Raw genomic sequence first — 20513 nt, forward strand, 5'->3', positions numbered from 1 at the left:
TCTGAGGTCGTAACTATAGGGGGCTGGCATTTTTGGTCTTCTTAGTCATCTCGTCCTCTCCATTATACGTCCTAAGTTTTCTGTCTTGTGCTATACTTCCAAACCGTTGCTGATTTTAGCGAAGGGGCATGGAACCCGTCAGATGTGCGGGACGGATAAGTACGGATTCCCAACTCGTCACCGCTCAAGGAGACAAATTCACAAAGGCTTTCAGACTGGCGATATCGTTACTGCCACTGTCACGGCAGGGAAGAAAATTGGCTCCTATGTTAGGACGGGTTCTCTGCCGTGCTTCCGGCAGTTTCGATATTACCACTGCCTCGGTCAGAGTGGCAGGCATCAGCCATAAATACTGCCAACCAATTCACAGAAAGGATGGTTACACCTATGCTTGAAAGACTGACGGGGACTTTAGTCCCCGTGTCGCGTTTCCTCCCCGGTCTAAAGACACGGCGCTTCCACGCTCCCGAGAGGTCTACGTTAAATTCGGGTACAACTACAGGAACAAGTGCGAGTTTAACCGAATCAGTGGTAGTCTGTTGGCGATCGCCAGTTTCGGCTAACCCCCTTACCCTAATGACTACCAGCCCTTATGCAATTAAATTTTCCCATTCGCGTTAACCTTGACCAGGAATTCGCTATAATCTGTGGATATTTTAACCGTTGACCCACAACTAACCCCAAAAACCTTAATTCCATTCTGTGAGGAAATATGAATGAACATACTTGGAATCTCGGCTTACTATCATGACAGTGCAGCCGCTCTCGTGCGGGATGGAGAAATTATCGCCGCCGCCCAAGAGGAGAGGTTTTCGCGCAAAAAACACGATGCCAGATTTCCCCACAACGCCATTCGCTACTGTCTTCAGGAAGCAAATATCACCCTATTCGATGTCGATCGCATCATTTTCTATGATAAACCCCTAGTCAAATTCGAGCGCCTGCTAGAAACCTACATCAGCTATGCTCCCCGTGGGTTTCGGTCTTTTCTGGCTGCCATGCCAATTTGGTTAAAAGAAAAACTTTATCTGAAAACCGTATTAAAAAAAGAACTTTCAGCCATCATGGGGGTCAAAAAAGCCAAACTCCCCCCCCTCATGTTTACCGAACATCACCAATCCCACGCCGCCTCAGCCTTTTTTCCCAGTCCCTTCCAGAAAGCAGCCGTCATGTGTTTAGACGGTGTAGGGGAATGGGCCACCACTTCCGTATGGTTAGGCGACGGTAATAACCTGACCCCCCTGTGGGAAATCGACTTTCCCCACTCTCTCGGTTTACTGTACTCAGCCTTCACCTACTACACCGGCTTTAAAGTCAACTCTGGCGAATATAAACTCATGGGGTTAGCGCCCTATGGTCAACCTCGCTATGTTGATCGGATTTTAACCCATTTAATCGACCTCAAGGATGATGGCACATTCCGGTTGAATATGAAGTATTTCAACTATGCCACCGGGTTAACCATGACCAACAAGAAGTTTGACCAGTTGTTTGACGGACCCCCTCGGAAAGCCGAAGGCCAACTCACCCAACGGGAAATGGATATCGCCGCTTCCATTCAGGTAGTCACAGAAGAAGTAGTGCTGCGTCTAGCTCGGACCGTACAAAAAGAACTCAATGTTGATTATCTGTGTTTAGCCGGGGGAGTCGCCCTCAACTGTGTAGCTAATGGTCGCCTGTTGCGAGAAGGTCCCTTTAAGGATATTTGGATACAGCCCGCAGCAGGAGACGCAGGAGGTGCATTAGGGGCAGCTTTGGCTGTTTGGTATCAATATTGTGAACAACCCCGCCAGGTGAGGCAGTCAGCCGCTATAGAGAACGAAATCGAACTCGAAGCCGCCGGAGCCACCGAAACAGCAGTCGCCACGATAACCCCTCGGGTTATTCCTAGCACCGCCCCCGCTGATATGATGAAAGGCTCCTATTTGGGTCCCTCTTTTAGCAATTCCGAGATTCAGGATTATCTCAATTCCATTGATGCTAAATATATGTATTTGGCAGATGTTGAATTGATGCCTAGGTTAGCCGAAATTTTAGCTAATGGTCATGTCGTCGGCTGGTTCCAAGGTCGGATGGAATTTGGGCCGCGTGCTTTGGGAGGTAGGTCAATTATTGGCGACCCTCGTAACACTAAAATGCAGTCCGTCATGAATCTGAAAATTAAATATAGGGAGTCTTTCCGACCCTTTGCGCCTTCCGTGTTAGCAGAGCGTGTCGCTGATTATTTTGAACACAATACCCACAGTCCTTATATGTTGATGGTGGCTCCCGTTAAGGAGTCTCGCCGGATTCCTATGACCCCCGAACAAGAAAAACTTTTTGGGATTGAAAAGCTCAATATTCCCCGGTCCGAAATTCCCGCTATTACCCATGTCGATTATTCCGCACGCATTCAAACTGTACACCCAGAAACTAACCCCCGCTATCACAGTCTAATTAGTCATTTTGAAAAACTTACAGGCTGCGGTCTACTCGTTAATACCTCTTTTAATGTGCGGGGTGAACCTATTGTTTGCACCCCCGAAGATGCCTACCGCTGCTTTATGCGGACCGAGATGGATTATCTCGTTTTGGAAAATTATCTACTCGCCAAAACTGCACAAACTCCCTGGTCAAAAGATGATTCCTGGAAAAATGAGTTTGAGTTAGATTAATCCCTAGGAGCCACTTATGGTGGCTTCTCTCCCCCCAGGATCGCTGTTTTTCCCGGTTCTCAGTTCTCTGTTATATAATTGGTTGCAAAAATCCACTATGACTGATCACGATATCCCCAAACTTGATCGAAAAGGCTTGCGGGAATTTGGCTTGACAACAGGTGCAATTTGTGCTGGCTTGTTCGGCTTACTGCTACCATTAATTTTCCGCCACTGGCCGCCCCCAGCTTGGCCCTGGGTCGTAGCCACTATTCTCTGGGTTTGGTCTTTCCTGTCTCCGTCAACTCTCAATCCGATTTATTATACTTGGATGCGGATAGGTTTGGTTTTGGCTGGGATTAATACCCGAATTATTTTGGGGGCTGTGTTTTACGTTATGATTGCACCGATGGGGGCGATTAAGCGTTTATTTGGCTCTGATGCCATGAGACGAGATCTAGATCCTAACGTATCAACCTACCGGGTTCCCAGTCAAGTCCGTTCAAGAGTAAGTATGGAGCGTCCTTTCTAGTGTTTGAAGCAACATTAGATTTTCTGAAAGATTTGTGGGGTTTTCTGCGGGAGCGCAAAAAATATTGGCTGCTACCGTTGATTATTACTATGGTGTTATTGGGGGCTCTGATTGTCCTTAGTCAAGGGTCAGCGATCGCACCTTTCATTTATACTTTATTTTGATACTGTATTAGCGTCGAAATTGTTGGCAATTGGGGGAAAGAATAATTTTCTAACCCCCTAATTTCTTGATTTTCCTGACCTGGATTATATGAAAAATCTGCCATTATTTAAACGACCATCAACCCCCATTGAGGAAAAATCCGCTAAACGCGGCGTGGTTAATCGAGAGTTGCTCGGGATTGTGGGCATTAATTTAGCCCTAATTTTACTCATCTTAGAAGTCGTACCTCTCCTGTTTTACCTAGTCACAGAACAGCGGTTTATTTATACTGATAATCGTGATAAAACCGCCACTAATCAACTTTTAGAACAGATAGGAGTTAGGGAACAAGCCACTGGCAATAATGATGACAAAAATGCTATAGTAGAGCGTTTGCACCCCTTTTTTGGCTATGTATTAAAACCCGGCTTATTTGCGGATAATCCCTTTGGCTTGCGGGTGAATAACTACGGATTTTTTGCTCTCCACGATTACCCCTTTATCAGACAGAATGATAATCAGTTTATTATTGGTATCTTTGGCGGTTCTGTAGCCGTTGATTTTGCCAACTATGAAGTCACTCACAAGGAATTATCAAATACTTTAATTCAACAACTCAGAACAGTTCCCGAATTAGCAAATAAAGAATTTATTATCTTAAACTTTGCTCATGGGGGTTATAAACAACCTCAACAGTTATTAATTCTCAACTACTTTTTATCCATTGGTCAGGAATTAGACCTAGTGGTTAATATTGATGGTTTTAATGAAGTCGCATTACCACCATTAAATAATCAAGCATCTGTCCCAGTTTCCATGCCGAGTTTCCAACACATTCAACCCCTAACCGCCTTGGCTAATACTAATATTCCCGTGGTTTTAGCTTTGGCGGAAATGAACGAAACCAGGGAAAAATTAGTCCGTCAAATTCAGCGTTTAGAAAACTGTAAACTCGCCTCCTGTTATGCTTGGAATTCCTATCAAGTTAATCAACTAACTAGAAGATATCAAAGCCAGGTATCCGCCTTAGATACAATGCAGATTGAGTTACGACAAAATGAAGATGATTTAGCTAATAGTTTAATTTCCATACCCCAAAATCCCCAGGTTTTACCAGATGACATAGCCTTTGATAAAATGGTAGATATTTGGTTTAACTCTTCCCAAATGATTCATCAAACTTTAGCAAATAAAAATATCCCTTATTTTCACGTAATACAGCCTAATCAGTATCATCCCACCCAAAGAACTTTCACCGCTGAAGAAATTGCCATTTTTGATGATAACCCGTATATAGAAGGAGTTAGACAAGGCTATCCTCGGTTACTTGCTAGAGGGGAAGATTTGCCAAATTTTGGGGTTAATGTTATCAATGCTGTGACAGTTTTTGACACCAAACCAGAAACGGTATATAGAGACAGTTGTTGTCACTATACACCCAGAGGTCAAGAAATCTTTACCGAATATATTGGCAATTCCATTGTTAACCGTCTCCAGTCAACAACCCCCTAAGTATTCGGCTATAACTTATATATGAGTTGCCAATGTTTGACAGTTTCGATGATTCTCACCCCCTATTAATCTATGATAATGAAACACAAATTTAATCGCAAGCAAATTAAAGAAGTTGGCAAAATTATCTTAATTAACCTATTGTTGTTAGGGTTTTTTGTAGAATTGGGTTCCCTGGGTTTTTATTTAGTCCGCCATAATCAGTTATTTTATACTCGTCAACGACCAAGCAGCATTGAAGAAATGGGTTTGAACCTAGAAGGTATGAGGATGGAAATTTCTATCGTAGAAAGACTACATCCCTATTTCGGATATGCACCTAAACCGGGTCCTGATTTTCGTCCGGGGTTCAAATATAATAACTATGGCTTTATTTCTCCATATAATTATCCCTTTGTGAAAACTAACGAAAATCAATTTATCGTGGGAGTATTTGGGGGGTCAGTAGCTTCTAACTATTCTATCTATGAGATTCAAAATGGCATTTTAGAAGCCAAACTTCGAGAAGTTCCGGGTTTAGAAAATAAAGAACTAATTATTTTATCCTTTGCTACGGGAGGCTATAAACAGCCACAACAGCTTTTGATTTTGAATTATCTGCTGTCTGTGGGTCAGGTGTTTGATATGGTGATTAATATTGATGGGTTTAATGAACTGGCTTTATCTAGTGTTAATAATGAAAAAAAACTGGAATTAACAATGCCAAGTGCATCCCACATACAACCTTTAACTAATTTAGCCAATAATAGTTTATCTACCCAAGCCTTAGAAAGTATACTTAAAATTAAGCAAGCTAAACCCCGAATTAATCAGGTTGCTTCTAACTTAAAAAATTGTCGGATGGCTTCTTGTTATACTATCAATAATCTGGCTATCCAGGGATTAATTAAAGATTATTACCAGGAGGTTGAACGATTTCAAAGATATCAACAAATTCCTGATCATGACGGGGGAGAAGGCAGCGTATTTTTATTTTATACTCAAGAGTCAGTTTTACCGGAAGAGAAAGCCTTGGCTAAAATTACTGATACATGGGTGAGAACTTCTACGGTGATTAATCATATTTTATCTGCGAAAAATATTCCCTATTTCCATATTCTGCAACCTAACCAATATCATGTCACTAATAGGGTTTTTAGCAGCGAAGAAAAAGCGATCGCATTTACTGATAATACCCCTTACCGCCAGCCTATTGTAGCAGGTTATCCTCTGCTATTAAATCGAATTGCTGACTTGGAGGCGGCGGGGGTAACTATTTTTAATGGGGTGAATATTTTTGATGCTGCGCCAGAAATTATGTACATTGATAACTGTTGTCACTATACCCCGGCTGGTGAACATATCCTTTCGAGTTATGTGGCGGAAAGTATTAAAAATATACTTAATCAACGCCTAAATCCACCAAATCTTAACTTGGCTAATGAACCTCTAACTGACTAGCATAAAGGAGGATTGATGATTCCTAATTTACAGCCAGAAAATACTATTAATCCCGATTATTGGGGATTCTTGAATCAGTTAGAAAAAACTGATTTTTCTGGAGAGGTTAAGGGAGATTTTGCTACTCGTTTAGTAACCGCCACTGATAATAGTATTTATCAGATACTTCCCCAGGGAGTAGTTTACCCCAGAAACCATCATGATTTAGTGATTCTGTTTAAACTAGCTAGTCAAACTCCCTATCAAAATATCACCTTTTCTCCACGGGGAGGGGGAACCGGAACTAATGGTCAATCCTTATCTAGGGGAATTATTATCGATTGTTCTAAGTTTATGAATAACATCTTAGAACTCAATTTAGAGGAGGGATGGGTTCGCGTTCAACCGGGGGTGGTTTTAGACCAACTTAACTCATGTTTACAGCCTCATGGTGTCTTTTTTGCGCCCTCAGTAGCGCCTAGTAATCGGGCGACTATTGGGGGAATGATTAACACTGATGCTTGTGGTAAGGGGTCGCGAATTTATGGGCGAACCAGTCAACACATTTTAGAGTTAACCTGGGTGTTACCAGATGGGACGGAAAGCCTATCCTTCCCTATGGATACTATAGCATTAAACCGCCTTAAAAAGCAAGGGGGAAGAGTAGGAAATATTTATAATTGTCTGGATAACCTTCTCACGGATAACCAAGATAAAATCAATCAGGTATTTCCTCAACTTACCCGATTTATGACTGGCTATAACTTGGCTAAAGTCTATTCTGAGGACAAACAAACTTTTAACCTGAATTACTTATTAGCAGGCGCGGAAGGTACTTTAGGAATTATCACGGAAGCCAAACTTAAACTTACGCCAATTCCCCAGGCGAAAAAATTACTGGTTATTCATTATGAAAGTTTTAATTATGCTTTAGAAGGGGCTATGGATTTATTAGCCTCGGAACCAGGGGCGATCGAAACTATTGATGAGACGATTCTTAATTTGGCTAAACAGGATGAAATCTATGATGCTGTTAAGGATTTTATCCCGTCTTCTGGGACTATCAATCTAGTGGAATTTGTGGGAGAAAGCGAGGCTGATATTCAACCTAAAATAGACTCAATTATTGCGAAACTTAAAGGGGGTAATCAGGGTATAAGTGGTTATTATTTGGCGAGGGATAATCAGGAAATTATCAATCTCTGGAAACTGCGTAGTAAAGGGGCGGGACTCCTGGGAAATCAACGGGGAAATCGTAAACCGATACCTTTTATAGAGGATACTGTGGTTCCCCCAGTGCATCTAGCTAAGTATATTGGAGAATTGCGGGGTTTATTAGCAGAATATCATCTGATTTATGGGATGTATGGTCATGTAGATGTTGGTTGTTTGCATTTGCGTCCGGCTTTGGATTTGAAGATTCCCGCAGATGCAGAATTAGTCCGCAAATTATCCGATCGCGTTGTGGCTTTAGTGCGTAAATATGGGGGAGTATTTTGGGGAGAACATGGTAAAGGTTTTAGGAGTGAATATACACGGGAGTTTTTGGGAGATGAATTATATCAAGTTTTCCGAGAAGTGAAAACTATCTTTGACCCCCAAAATAGACTAAATCCGGGTAAAATTGTCACGCCGATAGATAGTTTAGATACAGTAGTTAAATTAGATTCACCTATGCGGGGAGAATTTGACCGCCAAGTTAATCCTAGTAAAATTAGTGAATATGAAGGGGCGTTTAATTGTAATGGTAATGGCGCTTGTTTTAACTTCGATCCTGATGATGTGATGTGTCCTTCCTATCGGGTAACTCGCGATCGCATTCATTCCCCAAAAGGGCGATCGAGTTTATTGCGGGAGTGGCTAAGACTCCTAGAAAATCATGGTGATGAAATTACGGAAACCCCGACAACTTTAATCATGCGCCTCTGGAATACCCTCAAACAATGGCGGGGAGATTATGATTATTCCCAGGAAGTTTATGGGGCTATGAATGGCTGTTTATCCTGTAAAGCCTGCGCTAGTCAATGTCCGATTCATGTGAATATCCCGGACATAAAATCTAAGTTTTTGTATCTTTATCATACTCGATATTTGCGACCATTTAGAGATTATCTAATCGCCCATATTGAAACGCTGTCAAAGTGGCAATCTGTGCATCCGATAATAGCTCATATATTAAGCCAAAATCCTCTATCAAAAGCGGCGACTAAAACTCTGTTAAATATAGTCGATCCTCCGGTAGTGAGTCATCCCACCCTCAAGGAAGGTTTACGGACGCGCCACCACCCCAAATTTAATCTGGATAGGCTGCAAAATTTAAGTGGGTCTGAAAAGGAATGTAGTGTGATTTTGCTACAGGATGCTTTTACCAGTTTTTATGAATCTTCCCTGGTATTAGCAATCTATGATTTTCTGCACAAATTAGGATATAATGTATATATACCCGATTTTTTTCCCAGTGGTAAACCCACTCATGTAAAAGGATTTTTACGAGAGTTTAAAGCGATCGCTTCCCAAAACTGCGAATGGTTGCAACAATTAAAATCCCTAGAAATTCCCCTAATTGGTATTGAACCTAGTATAGTTTTAACCTATCGGGATGAATACCCGAAAATACTCAATTTTAGTCCAGCCTTACCAACCATTGACTTACTGCAAGAGTTTCTGAGCCAAAATAGCGATCGCTTACCGAAACTCAGCGCCAGTCAGCCTTATTTTCTGTTCGGACATTGCCAGGAAAAAACTGCGGTTTTAACCTCTCAAAAACAATGGCAGCAGCTATTTACTACTATGGGATTAGAATTAAATATCGTCAATACAAGCTGTTGCGGAATGGCGGGAATATATGGTCATGAAGCCGAACACTATCAGCAATCCCAGGACATTTATAATAGTAGTTGGGGGCGAATTATCTCAACCATAGATAATCCCAATCAAATCTTAGTCACAGGTTATTCTTGTCGATCGCAAATTCACAGATTTAGTCATTTTACCCCCAATCATCCCATCCAAGCATTACTAAAATTACTGTAAACTCAGAGGTATTGTGGAAATTGATGACCTGGAAAAATACTAAAATGCGCTTAATATCCCTTGATGTATTTAGAGGTATAGCGATCGCCGCCATGATACTGGTGAATAACCCCGGAAGCTGGGGTTATATGTATCCGGTATTGCAACACGCCGAATGGGATGGCTGCACCCCCACCGATGTAGTTTTCCCCAGTTTCCTATTAATTATGGGAGTAGCGATCGCCTTTTCTCTGTCCAAATTTGCCCGAGAACATCGTTTACCGGGCGAGAAAGTACCCCCATCAGTTTATAGCCGAATAGGGCGGCGATGTCTACTACTATTTCTGTTAGGCTTATTCCTAAATGGTTTTCCCCACTATGACCTAGCCAATATCCGAATCATGGGAGTATTACAACGAATAGCGATCGCCTATGGACTAACTGCGATCGCCATTTTAAACCTGTCGCGACGGCAATTGTGGCTAATTTCCATTCTCACCCTCATAGGTTACTGGGTAGCCATGACCATAATTCCCGTCCCCAGCTATGGCCCAGGAAACCTGTCACCAGAAGGCAACTTAGGCGCATTCATAGACCAAACAATTTTAGGTTCCCATCACTTGTGGCGAGGCGGTCCCTACGACCCAGAAGGATTATTTAGCACCGCACCCGCTACAGTTACCGTAATCCTCGGCTATCTTACCGGAGAATGGCTAAAATCCCAACCCCGAAACAGTTTCACCGTCATTAACCTAGTAATGTTTGCCCTCAGTAGCCTGGTGGTCGGCTATTTGTGGGGGGTATGGTTTCCCATTAATAAGGCACTGTGGACCAGTTCATTTGTATTAGTGACCGCTGGCTGGGGACTGCTATTATTAGCCTTCTGTTATGGGGTCATAGAAGTAAAAAACTGGCGACGGTGGGGGAAACCTTTGGAAATTATGGGAGTTAACGCCATATTTCTATTTGTGGCTTCCGGCTTACTCGCCAGGATCTTAATACGCATCCCGGTAGGTAGCGGACCCGTTAGCCCTAATCTGAAAACCTGGATCTATGAAAATATATTTGTATCCTGGGCGGGGCCACTCAATGGATCGCTGATGTATGCTGTAGCCACAGTCATATTTTGGTGGGCGATCGCCTATATTATGTATAATCGTCGGTGGTTTCTGAAAGTCTAGGCACAGAAAATCGCTACAATATATCTACAGTATCTATTAACAGTCTTAGCAGCACGTTATGATTCCAACCGTCATCGAACAATCAGGCCGTGGTGAACGCGCCTTTGATATTTACTCCCGACTCCTGCGCGATCGCATCGTGTTTCTAGGAACCCAAGTTAACTCAGATGTTGCTAACTTAATTGTGGCCCAACTGCTATTTTTAGACGCAGAAGACCCCGAAAAAGACATTTATCTATACATCAACTCCCCAGGAGGCGGGGTTAATGCGGGATTGGGCATCTTTGACACCATGAACCATATTCGTCCTGATGTCTGCACCGTCTGTCTGGGACTAGCAGCCAGTATGGGGGCATTTCTCCTCAGCGCCGGGGCTAAAGGAAAGCGTTACAGCCTCCCCCATTCCCGGATTATGATTCACCAACCCCTCGGAGGCGCACAAGGACAAGCTACCGATATTGAAATTCAGGCCAGAGAAATTCTGTATCTGAAACGGCAACTTAACGAAAATCTCGCTAAACACACAGAACAACCCCTGTCCCGTATCGAAGAAGACACAGAAAGGGATTTCTTTATGTCCGCCGAAGATGCGGTTAATTACGGCCTCATCGATCAAGTCATTAGTCGCCGTCCTTCTGCATCTAATCCCGTTGATAGTTAACATAGGCGATCGCACAGTCCCAAGCCCCTCTCCCTCTGGGATTTAATGTAGGGGCGGGTTAGGCAATTAATAATTAATAATGAATAATTGATAATTGATAATTGATAATTGTAGGGGCGGGTTCTGCTGTTAATTACCTCTGGTCAGCAAAAGAGTCATCAACCCGCCCTCTGAGGTTCTGCTGTCAATTACCTCTGGTCAGCAGAAGAGTCATCAACCCGCCCTTTGGGGTGGCGCTGTCAATTACCTATGCTAACAAGAAGACTAATAAACCCCCCTTTGGGGTTGGGGGTTGTTGGGAACTATCAAAAATGCTAAATAGATTGTAAATAGTGTAAAAAGTCTAGCAGTTCTTCAGGAGTTAAATGGCGACGCGATCGCTTTCCGTAGGTTTTTAGTAGATGTGTAGAACCCTGTTCCGCTGTCCAACCTAATCTTCGCAACTCAATATCTGTTTTGGCAATATCGTCAGACATATCATCAACATGGTAAGCAGTATTATAACGAGTCCCTTGGGAAAGTGTCACTGATGGCGGTTCTGGCTCATGAATAATCGTATTTTCGGGGGTTTCTAGTTCATCGGAGGGCAAATGGGGCAGAGAAGCGCCTCGGGCTTTGGTTTGGGCTGGGTTTTGGGTAGTTGTGGCATCAGGTAAAGATGGAGACCCGGTTTTAGGCTTCATATAGGTAGCAGATAGCCACTCATCAGAAGGCATAGCCATGGAGTCAAGCCCCAGAGTTTCCGCGCCAGTGGTGGGTGAGTCCACAGCCGACTGATTTGATAGATTATAAACAACGGGACTCGGTAAACTGTCTTCCATATTAGGTAAATCAGCCTTGGGTAAATTATCCCCGATTTTGTGTAACCCCAAACACTGTAGCGATCGCTCTCTGGCCCTATCCTCAGCCAACTCCACAGTTTCAGCCATACCTAGTCCCGATGCCAGAGTTACCCCGGCCACCTGTACCGATACCCGAACAATATATTGATTGTTCTCAATAGCAATTAACTCAGAGATAAGTCCCCCTGTGGGATAGCGATTTCTAAATTGAGTGAACATAATCTTCAGTAAACTTATAGGATATAATTGGTTAGAATGTGGTCTCCGACGCAGCTCCTCTGCCCCAGAAAACACTTTTCCACCTGTGGGGCATCGTTGTACATCCCACCCTTAGCATTTTCTGTAAGGTTGCCGATCGCTCTCAACTAAAATTGTATCACTGTCTCTCAGGGGTGATTGGTTGGCATGGTGGGAAAAAGTGAGTCCTGGAAAAGTGGCTGAAACTAACAAAGGCAGAAGTGGCGTTAGAACTACCTATCCCCATCGACATCACGAAGGAAAATCGCTACATGGAATTTTCAATCGCTACACTGTTAGCCAACTTTACAGAGGATAAATCTGTAGCCCCCAAGGCTCTGGAAAAAAAACTGACCTCTGATGAAGAGAGTCTGCGAAAATTTCAGATCGCCATTGATGCTTTAGAGCGGATTGGCCTTTTGGAAAAAGATAAGGGCCGCTATCGTCGTATAGAACAGGAGAGTATTGTAGAAGCCAAATTGCGATGTTCCAGCAAAGGCTTCTGCTTTGCGATTCAAGACGCGGAAAGTGCCGAGGATGTCTACATCCGGGAAAGTCACTTGAGTACCGCCTGGAATGGCGATCGCGTCCTGGTGAGAATTATTAAAGAAGGCTCCCGTCGTCGTTCCCCCGAAGGAGAAGTTTATCTAATCCTAGAGCGAGCTAACCCCTCCGTACTCGCTCGCGTCAAAGAAACCAAAAAAGGATATCGCGCCGTCCCCCTAGATGACCGATTGCTATTTGAAATGAATCTGGTCAACCCCCCAGAGGAACTCGTTGATGCAGTCGATCACCTGGTTCATGTCGAAGTAGTGCGCTATCCTCTGGGTATTCATCGCCCTGTGGGTAGGGTGGTACAAGTTCTGGGTTCTGATGCTGAGGAAGCAGAAGACCTGGATATTGTTTGTTGTAAACATGATTTACCCCGGTCCTTTCCCAAAAGTGTACTACAGGAAACCGAAATCCTCCTAGCAGCTAGTGCTACTCTCAAAAATAGCGACCTGGAAAATCGACTTGATCTGCGCGACGAGCCGACTCTTTCCTTTAGCCCCGATTTGGGAAATCCCGAATTTTCTGTCTTAAAGCCAGAAGACGAACCGTGTCCATATACCATTGACCACGCCCTCAGCTTGCAAGAAACCGATTCCGGGAACTGGAAATTAGCGGTTCATATCGCCGATAGCTCCCATTATATTCAACCAGACACCTCCTTAGATCGCGAAGCCAGGCGGCGGGGTATCGGCATTTACTTAGCCGATAAATATATTCCTATTGTTCCCGCTCCCCTCAGTTGCGATCGCATTTCTTTAGTTACAGGAGAAGATCGCCTGGCTTTGTCCATCATGATTGAACTAGGTCCGACTGGAAAAATCCTAGAATATGAAATTCAGCCTAGTATCGTCCGCGTTGACCGACAAATAACTTATCAGGAAGCCCAAAGTATTCTTGATGGCGAATCTTCCGAAGATAAGATTATAGAAGACCTCCTAGAAGTCAGTCGCGCCATTCGACAAATGCGGGAGTTGCGCGGTGGTTTTGAAATGAATCTTCCTGATACCCATTGTCATTTTAATGACGAAGGGGAACTCGGACCCATGGTTTCTGGCACTAAATTAGTCTCTCAGGCTATGGTATCTGAGTTGATGATTTTAGCTAATCAGGTAGTTGCTTGCCACCTGCAATCCCTTGGGGTTCCTGCTATCTATCGCGTTCAAGCCGCCCCAGACCCCGCTGATGTCGCTGAATTGATCAAGTTGTCTATTCATCATGGCCTTGAACTAGAGCTTGATGATGAAGCCGAAATTCAACCCCAAGATTTTCAAGTATTTACCCAAGCTCTGAAAAATACTCGTGCCGAACGGGTATTAACTTATCTACTTGAAGATAGTCTCAAACCTACTGTTTATAGTACCGTTCCTAAACTGCATTTTGGCTTGGCATTACCCGCCTATACTCACTGTACCTCACCCATTTCTCGCTATTGTGACCTGCAAATTTGTCGGGTTCTCAAAGCCGTATTTGAAGAGGGACGCGATCGCCGTTCCACTCGTTCCAAAGAACCAGTTAACCTCCATCATTCCTCATCAGAGGGCAAAATTTCCTGGAATGTCTTACCTTCAGAGTTACAACATGATCTCGAAACCCAGTTTGCTCAACTCGTCGTTCATCTCAGCGAAAGGGAAAGCGTCGCCGCTGATGCTGAGGAAGACCTAGAGGGACTCAAAAAAACTGGGTTTATGAAAGAACGCACCGGTCAAACTTTTATCGGTTTAATTACTGGGGTTCAGTCCTATGGCTTTTTTGTCGAGATTGAACTAGAGTCTCCTGGTGGTTCAACTCTCAGGGTCGAAGGGTTAGTTCATGTGTCTTCTCTGAAAGATGACTGGTACGAATACCGTTCCCGTCAGCAAACCTTAGTCGGTCGCAAAAACCGCAATCAGTACCGTCTTGGCGATAATGTGGAAGTTCAGGTTAAGAGCGTAGACTACTACCGTCAACAGATTGATTTGGTTGCTGTTGGTGGCGGTAGTGAAGCTATTGATGACCATGACGATAGTTTTTAGCTATCTGGTAGCTTCCCCATTTCCCTAGGGGGAGTATAACCGCAAAATTCCGATAATAACCCGATAATTATCGGCCCTACGCACCATCAGACTCTACCCAGTGGAACCCGGTTTTTATTGAGCTTTGATTAGGCTAAAAAACCGGGTTTTTTGACTATTTTCCTAGGGGAGTAGGACGGGACAATTTCGATAATCACCCAATAATTATGGAGGCTACACACCATCAGAATTGCTGCTATAGAATCATGTCAACGGGAAATTATTTTCATCATCAGATTACCCCCTTTTTGGAAATGGTAGGGGACTGATTGAATTTCTACGGAATATTTTAAAGCTGTTAATTGCTCAATTAATCTTGGGAAAAATTCGGGAGTCTCTCCCCCAATACTAACTAGGGGAAATAGAAGAACAATACTGGCTACCCGGCATAATTCCAGGATAGCATCTCGGTGGAACTTTTCGGAAAGACGATCGCTATAGGAAAATAGAAAATGAGCCGATAAAGCTCGGTCAAACTGACGGTCAGCAAAAGGCAAATGCGGCAGTTCTGCGTCGATATAACGCCCGGTTTGTCGTCCTTGGTCAAAATCAGCCAAAAACTCATTCATCGCCTCTTTACGAACCTGTGCGAGGTGTTCTGGGGATTTTATTTGATGCCAGATGTAGTCTTCCCGGTTAGCTTCTACCTGTTGGATTACTATAGGCAAAACGAATTGAATACGATCGCTAATTTGGGCAGTGGAAAACCGATAAAGAGGGTCACAGGAAACCACAGAATAACCTCGGCGGGTCATCACTGCATTAAAACTCGCCGGACCCCCAGCACAGTCCAAATAAGAGCAGTGCAAATCATCCTCACTGAGAGCAAACATTTGCAAATACTCATCAAAACTGCGTCCCCAAGGAATCACTTGATTAACGGTAAATCCCATAATTTTGCCCAGTTCCCAAAACTCCTAAATCATGGCAACCCATAGAGAATCGCCATATATGCTAGTGGTAAAAAATGCGATCGCCTCTCCCGGTTAGGTGATGGTGTTGTACTGATAGGGGGTAGCCGTCGCGGTTGAGAAAATGCCACAAAAAAACAGGGGTGAGGCTGAAAATTGCCGATCGCCCCTGTCAGCAAGTCTATGCCACGTTTTCGTTACTTTCGTTAGCCACCCGTTCCTTAAAGGCTTTCCCAGCCGAGAAAGCTGGAACAGTAGTAGCAGGAATGGTCATGGGTTGTCCCGTGCTAGGGTTACGACCCTCACGAGCCTTGCGGTGGCGAGCCTCAAAAGAACCAAAGCCCACTAGAGTGACTTTTTCCCCCTCAGCCACAGCATCCATAATGCACTCACAGATAGCCGAAATAATGGCATCCGCTTGTTTTTTGGTAACGCCAGCCTTGATAGATGTTTCCTGAACCAACTGCTCTTTATTCATCGAAATACCTCCAGAATCATTTTCAGTGGGTGATTTTGCCCTGATGATCGCGCTTTGCAGTTCAGACTTATCAGAAATTGACAAGTATAAACCTTAAAATTCGCGCTAAGTTTCACGCCTTCGGCACCCTGGGAATCCTTTTTGAGGGGGGCCTGAGCCCGAAAATACTACAGAATAGGATTTACAGGCTCAGGATACAGCATACAACAGCAGTCAGGGCAATTTGACAATCACCCAAGGCGAGATTACTCAATCCCCTCAATGCGGTCTTCAACCTCCTGGTATAACTCCCGCAGGCGATCGAGATTTTCTTCGCTAGTTTCCCAATACCCGCGACCATTCACCTCCAGCAGAGTTGTGACCATTTTACGGAAAGAATGGGGGTTAAGATTCATCAGACGTTGCTGCATAGCCTCGTCCTTGATAAAGGTTTCGTTAGTTTCCTCATAAACCCAATTATCCACAGCCCCAGCAGTAGCACTCCATCCCATGGTATTAACCAGACGCTTAGACAACTCTCGCACCCCCTCATAACCATGAGAAAGCATCCCCTCGTACCATTTAGGGTTGAGCATCTTCGTCCGTGCGTCTAGGCGCACAGTTTCCGAGAGAGTCCGAACTTGAGCGTTAGCCGTCGTGGTATCCGCGATATAGGAAGCCGGTTTTTTCCCGTCTTTCCGCAAGCTGGCGATAGTTTTGGTCGGGTCAGAGTCGAAATAGTGGGAAACGTCAGTTAAGCTAATTTCCGAAGAATCCAAGTTTTGGAATGTAGCATCAGCAGTTTTCAGGGAAGCCTCAAAAATCTGACGGTTATCATCCATCATCCCCGGATTATCCGAATTGAAGGCAAAAGACTTGCGGTTTAGATACATTTCCTGCAATTCTGCCTCACTTTCCCAGGTGCTATTTTCCACAGCTAAGTTAACGTTAGCTGCATAAGAACCAGAAGCATTGGAGAAAACACGGGTAGCAGCCTGTCGGATGTTGATACCTAGCTCTGCGGCTTGTTGTAGGGCGTGTTTGCGAACAAAGTTCATTTCCAGGGGTTCATCCGCTTCCGCTGCCATTTTAACCGCTTTGTCGAGCAGATTCATTTGGTTGATGAACAGGTCGCGGAACACTCCCGAACAGTTAATCACCACATCAATGCGAGGGCGGCCCAATTCTTCCAGGGGGATTAACTCCAACTTGTTGACCCGACCCAAAGCATCGGGAACCGGTTTGGCTCCAACCATCCACATAACCTGGGCCAAGGATTCCCCGTAGGTTTTGATATTATCAGTTCCCCACAGGACAACCGCGATAGTTTCTGGGTATTGACCGCCATTTTCCATTTTTTGCCGTTCTAGGAGTCGGTCTACCACGATTTGAGCCGATTTAACTGCCGCGACAGTCGGGATAGACTGAGGGTCCAGGGCGTGCATATTCTTCCCAGTGGGGAGAACGTCGGGGTTGCGAATGGGGTCGCCGCCAGGTCCGGGAAGGATATATTCTCCTTCCAAAGCACGGAGCAAGGCTCCCAATTCGTTATCGGCGCAAACCTGTTTCAAGCAAAATTCCAGATACTCAAACAGGGGTTTCATGGGTTCGGGGTCAATCTGGGTATAGCCCAAGTCGTGTAAGGCTTGCAACCAGGGTTCTTTTTTCCCCATGTTAAAGAAGTTGAGTTGCGAGATTTTGGAGACACGGCCTTCTGCGTCGGTTTGTTCTTGAACTAAAGCAGCGATCGCCGCACGGGTAGCATTTGTGATGTGCTGCAATTGGTCAACGTCCGCGAGAATGCCTTGGTTACTGTTGCGGTAGAGTTCCTCAATATCCCGATTAATGCTATTAGCGATAATCCGAGGCAGACTGAGTATCCCTTCTTCTTCCCGGTCTAAGCTGGCAATATTAACCAAAGTAGCGATCGCCTCTTCCGCACTCGGAGCCTTACCAATAACGTGCAACCCACAGGGAAGCAGGCGAGACTCAATTTCCATGAGTTTCTGATAAACCCGTCCCACCACATGATCGCGTTCTTCCTGGGTAAGTTCTGCTGGGTCTTGTTCCGGCAGGGCGATATCCTGATCCAAGTTCACCATACGGGATTTTTCGATAATGGTGCTAACAATTTGCACCCCGCGACCACTATCTTTCAGAGTTTGGTAAGACCCAATCAATTCGTTAAGTTCTTGGAGACCCTTATAGAGTCCCGCATTTTCCGCCGCCGGAGTCAGATAAGAGATAGTTTCCGCATAGCTACGGCGTTTAGCAATAGTCGCCTCACTGGGGTTATTAGCCGCGTAATAGTACAGATTAGGAATAGTCCCAATCAGGTTATCCGGGTAGCATTCCCCAGACATTCCCATCTGTTTTCCCGGCATAAATTCTAGGGAACCATGGGTCCCAAAGTGCAGCACAGCATCTGCGCCCCAAACCTGTTCTAGGTAGGTATAGTAAGCCGCGAAGCCGTGGTGAGGACTCGCCGACCGGGAGAACAGCAAACGCATGGGGTCGCCTTCATAGCCGAAGGTCGGTTGTACCCCGATAAACAGATTTCCGAAGGATTTTCCGTAAACTAACAGATTTTCCCCATCCGTGTTCAGGTGTCCCGGAGGTGGTCCCCAGTTTTCGTGGAGACGTTCCGAGTAGGGGGTGAGTCGTTCATACTGTTCTACCGACATTTTATAGGCGATATTCAGTTCTGGGCTTTGATATTGAGCAGTAGCATCATGGATAACCTGCTGCATTAAAGCGCCCGGAGACTCTGGGATTTCCGGGATATCATAACCGTTATTTTTTAACGCTTTCATCACCTCATAGATGGAACCGAATACGTCCAAATAGGCGGCGGTTCCGACATTCCCTTTATCCGGCGGGAAACTGAAAATAGTAATCGCGACTTTTTTATCAAGTTTTGGTTTTTTCCGCAGGTTAGCCCATTTGAGCGCCCGCTGACAGATAGCTTCGATGCGGTCTTGGAGGGCGATCGCCTTTCCCGTCGCTCCGTCGCGTCCTGACACAATAATCGGCTCAATAGCCCCATCCAATTCCGGGATAGCAATTTGTAGCGCCACTTGAATAGGATGCAATCCCAATTCACTTTCTTCCCATTCTTCCGTAGTTTGGAATACCAGGGGCAAGGCTACCATATAGGGACGGTTGAGCCGTTTTAGGGAGTCGATCGCTTTCGGGTGGTCTTGGCGAGCCGGACCTCCCACCAATGCGAACCCCGTCAGGGAAACCACGATATCAACCAGAGGTTGAGCCGGAATGCCTTTGGGTGGCGTATCCCAGAAGTAGGTATCTACAGGTTTGGAAAAATCCAGACCTCCCGCAAATACTGCCACCACTCGCGCCCCCATAGCTTCCAGTTCCTGCACCATAGCCACATAATGGGCATCGTCTCCCGTGACTAGGTGGGTGCGTTGCAGCACCAAGCCCACACAGGGCGCTAGGGGGTCCTTCGTGTCCTCTGGGATATCTTCGCGCCCGTTATACCAACTCAGATAATCATTGACATCCTCGAACATTTTAGGGGCCAGGGGATGCCAAATTCCCATATCGGGATAGGTGACCGGTTCCGCAAAGTGCAGTTTTTCTTGGCCCTTAAAAACATATTTCTCTGCCAACATGAGCAGGAAGTTTTCCAGGTTTTCTGGAGAACCACCCAGCCAATATTGGAAACTCAGCATAAAGTTCCGCGCGTCCTGAGCCTTATCAATAGGCATATATTTCAGGACTTTGGGGAGGGTTTGCAGAAGTTTCAGCATTCCGTCCTGGAAGGAGGAGCCAGATTTTTCCTTCCGTTTTTTCATGAACTGGGCGATCGCGCTTTTGCTTTGTCCCAGTTGTGCCATGGAGAAGCTGCCCATTTTATTAAGGCGCATTACCTGTGGCATGGAAGGAAACACCACCGCCACATCTAAGCGATCGCGGTATGGGGCTACGGCTTCCACCACTTTATCAGCCAAATCTTCGATAAAGATTAATGAGGCGATGAAAACATTAGCCTCGGCTAGGTCTTTTTTAAGGTTTTCGTAGTTTTCCGGGTCTCGCAGTTCCTCGATCAGATAACCACTGATCTCGATCGCCAAGTTCGGATTTTTTTCATTTATGGCCCGCACTGCTGCTGACAAAGCGCTCTGGTACTGGGCCTCTAGCACAATATAGACGACTTTTAGAAGCGATCGTCCGTTGAGGGAATCCGGTTTAATGTGTCTAACGGTAGGCTTGACGTAGGTAAACATATTTAGTGTTCGTTCCTCGGTGTTCTGCTCTAAAGCTGTCTGGATAGGTAGACTATTGTGGATCAGCGATCGATCCGGTCAACATTTGGCAACGTCCTACATGGGATGCCGTCCCGCTA

14 protein-coding genes and 1 pseudogene are annotated in these 20513 nt (G+C 45.0%); 11 read left to right on the forward strand and 4 right to left on the reverse strand.

Going from position 1 to position 20513, the window contains the following annotated elements:
* Nucleotides 1-88 precede the first annotated feature (88 nt).
* The 10 genes and pseudogenes from ACTIE0_RS09925 to clpP all read left to right on the forward strand — a co-directional run.
* Nucleotides 89-395: pseudogene (locus ACTIE0_RS09925) on the forward strand (RNA-guided endonuclease IscB); the annotation flags it as partial.
* Nucleotides 388-621, forward strand: coding sequence for a hypothetical protein (locus ACTIE0_RS09930; protein ID WP_235720133.1), 234 nt, complete (start codon nucleotides 388-390; stop codon nucleotides 619-621). The pseudogene ACTIE0_RS09925 and the gene ACTIE0_RS09930, both read left to right, overlap by 8 nt.
* Before the next feature lie 95 nt (nucleotides 622-716).
* The gene (locus ACTIE0_RS09935) at nucleotides 717-2654 is read left to right on the forward strand and encodes a carbamoyltransferase family protein (RefSeq protein WP_006620908.1); all 1938 of its coding nucleotides are present in this window, start codon (nucleotides 717-719) and stop codon (nucleotides 2652-2654) included.
* A gap of 16 nt (nucleotides 2655-2670) precedes the next feature.
* Complete coding sequence (locus tag ACTIE0_RS09940; protein ID WP_006620909.1) at nucleotides 2671-3165, forward strand: SxtJ family membrane protein; 495 nt, start codon at nucleotides 2671-2673, stop codon at nucleotides 3163-3165.
* Entirely contained in the window at nucleotides 3165-3329 is a 165-nt protein-coding gene (locus ACTIE0_RS09945) for a DUF5989 family protein (protein WP_006617091.1), read from the forward strand. The genes ACTIE0_RS09940 and ACTIE0_RS09945 overlap by 1 nt, the downstream gene beginning before the upstream one ends.
* An 88-nt stretch (nucleotides 3330-3417) precedes the next feature.
* Entirely contained in the window at nucleotides 3418-4821 is a 1404-nt protein-coding gene (locus tag ACTIE0_RS09950; protein WP_006668106.1) for a hypothetical protein, read from the forward strand.
* A gap of 78 nt (nucleotides 4822-4899) precedes the next feature.
* Entirely contained in the window at nucleotides 4900-6261 is a 1362-nt protein-coding gene (locus ACTIE0_RS09955; RefSeq protein WP_006668107.1) for a hypothetical protein, read from the forward strand.
* Between the two features lie 15 nt (nucleotides 6262-6276).
* The gene (locus ACTIE0_RS09960) at nucleotides 6277-9273 is read left to right on the forward strand and encodes an FAD-binding and (Fe-S)-binding domain-containing protein (RefSeq protein ID WP_006668108.1); all 2997 of its coding nucleotides are present in this window, start codon (nucleotides 6277-6279) and stop codon (nucleotides 9271-9273) included.
* A gap of 23 nt (nucleotides 9274-9296) precedes the next feature.
* Nucleotides 9297-10433: an acyltransferase family protein gene (locus ACTIE0_RS09965; protein ID WP_006620914.1), complete on the forward strand. Its 1137-nt coding sequence runs from the start codon at nucleotides 9297-9299 to the stop codon at nucleotides 10431-10433.
* A gap of 58 nt (nucleotides 10434-10491) precedes the next feature.
* A complete protein-coding gene (clpP, locus tag ACTIE0_RS09970; RefSeq protein ID WP_006668109.1) occupies nucleotides 10492-11094 on the forward strand; it encodes an ATP-dependent Clp endopeptidase proteolytic subunit ClpP in 603 nt (200 codons plus the stop codon).
* Between the two features lie 314 nt (nucleotides 11095-11408).
* On the opposite strand, the gene ACTIE0_RS09975 is transcribed toward clpP, so the two are convergent.
* Nucleotides 11409-12155, reverse strand: coding sequence for a hypothetical protein (locus ACTIE0_RS09975; protein ID WP_006668110.1), 747 nt, complete (start codon nucleotides 12153-12155; stop codon nucleotides 11409-11411).
* A 290-nt stretch (nucleotides 12156-12445) separates the two neighbouring features.
* Here ACTIE0_RS09975 and ACTIE0_RS09980 point away from each other — a divergent pair, with 290 nt between their 5' ends.
* Nucleotides 12446-14737, forward strand: coding sequence for a ribonuclease R family protein (locus tag ACTIE0_RS09980; RefSeq protein WP_006668111.1), 2292 nt, complete (start codon nucleotides 12446-12448; stop codon nucleotides 14735-14737).
* A 248-nt stretch (nucleotides 14738-14985) separates the two neighbouring features.
* On the opposite strand, the gene ACTIE0_RS09985 is transcribed toward ACTIE0_RS09980, so the two are convergent.
* From ACTIE0_RS09985 to ACTIE0_RS09995, 3 genes are all read right to left on the reverse strand, one after another.
* Nucleotides 14986-15669: a class I SAM-dependent methyltransferase gene (locus ACTIE0_RS09985; RefSeq protein WP_006620919.1), complete on the reverse strand. Its 684-nt coding sequence runs from the start codon at nucleotides 15667-15669 to the stop codon at nucleotides 14986-14988.
* Between the two features lie 199 nt (nucleotides 15670-15868).
* On the reverse strand, nucleotides 15869-16165 hold the full coding sequence (locus tag ACTIE0_RS09990) for an HU family DNA-binding protein (protein ID WP_006620921.1): 297 nt from the start codon (nucleotides 16163-16165) through the stop codon (nucleotides 15869-15871).
* A 245-nt stretch (nucleotides 16166-16410) separates the two neighbouring features.
* Complete coding sequence (locus ACTIE0_RS09995; protein ID WP_006620922.1) at nucleotides 16411-20394, reverse strand: magnesium chelatase subunit H; 3984 nt, start codon at nucleotides 20392-20394, stop codon at nucleotides 16411-16413.
* Nucleotides 20395-20513: the final 119 nt, after the last annotated feature.

Source organism: Limnospira sp., assembly GCF_051859755.1.
In the GTDB taxonomy this organism is placed as follows: Bacteria; Cyanobacteriota; Cyanobacteriia; order Cyanobacteriales; family Microcoleaceae; genus Limnospira; species Limnospira fusiformis.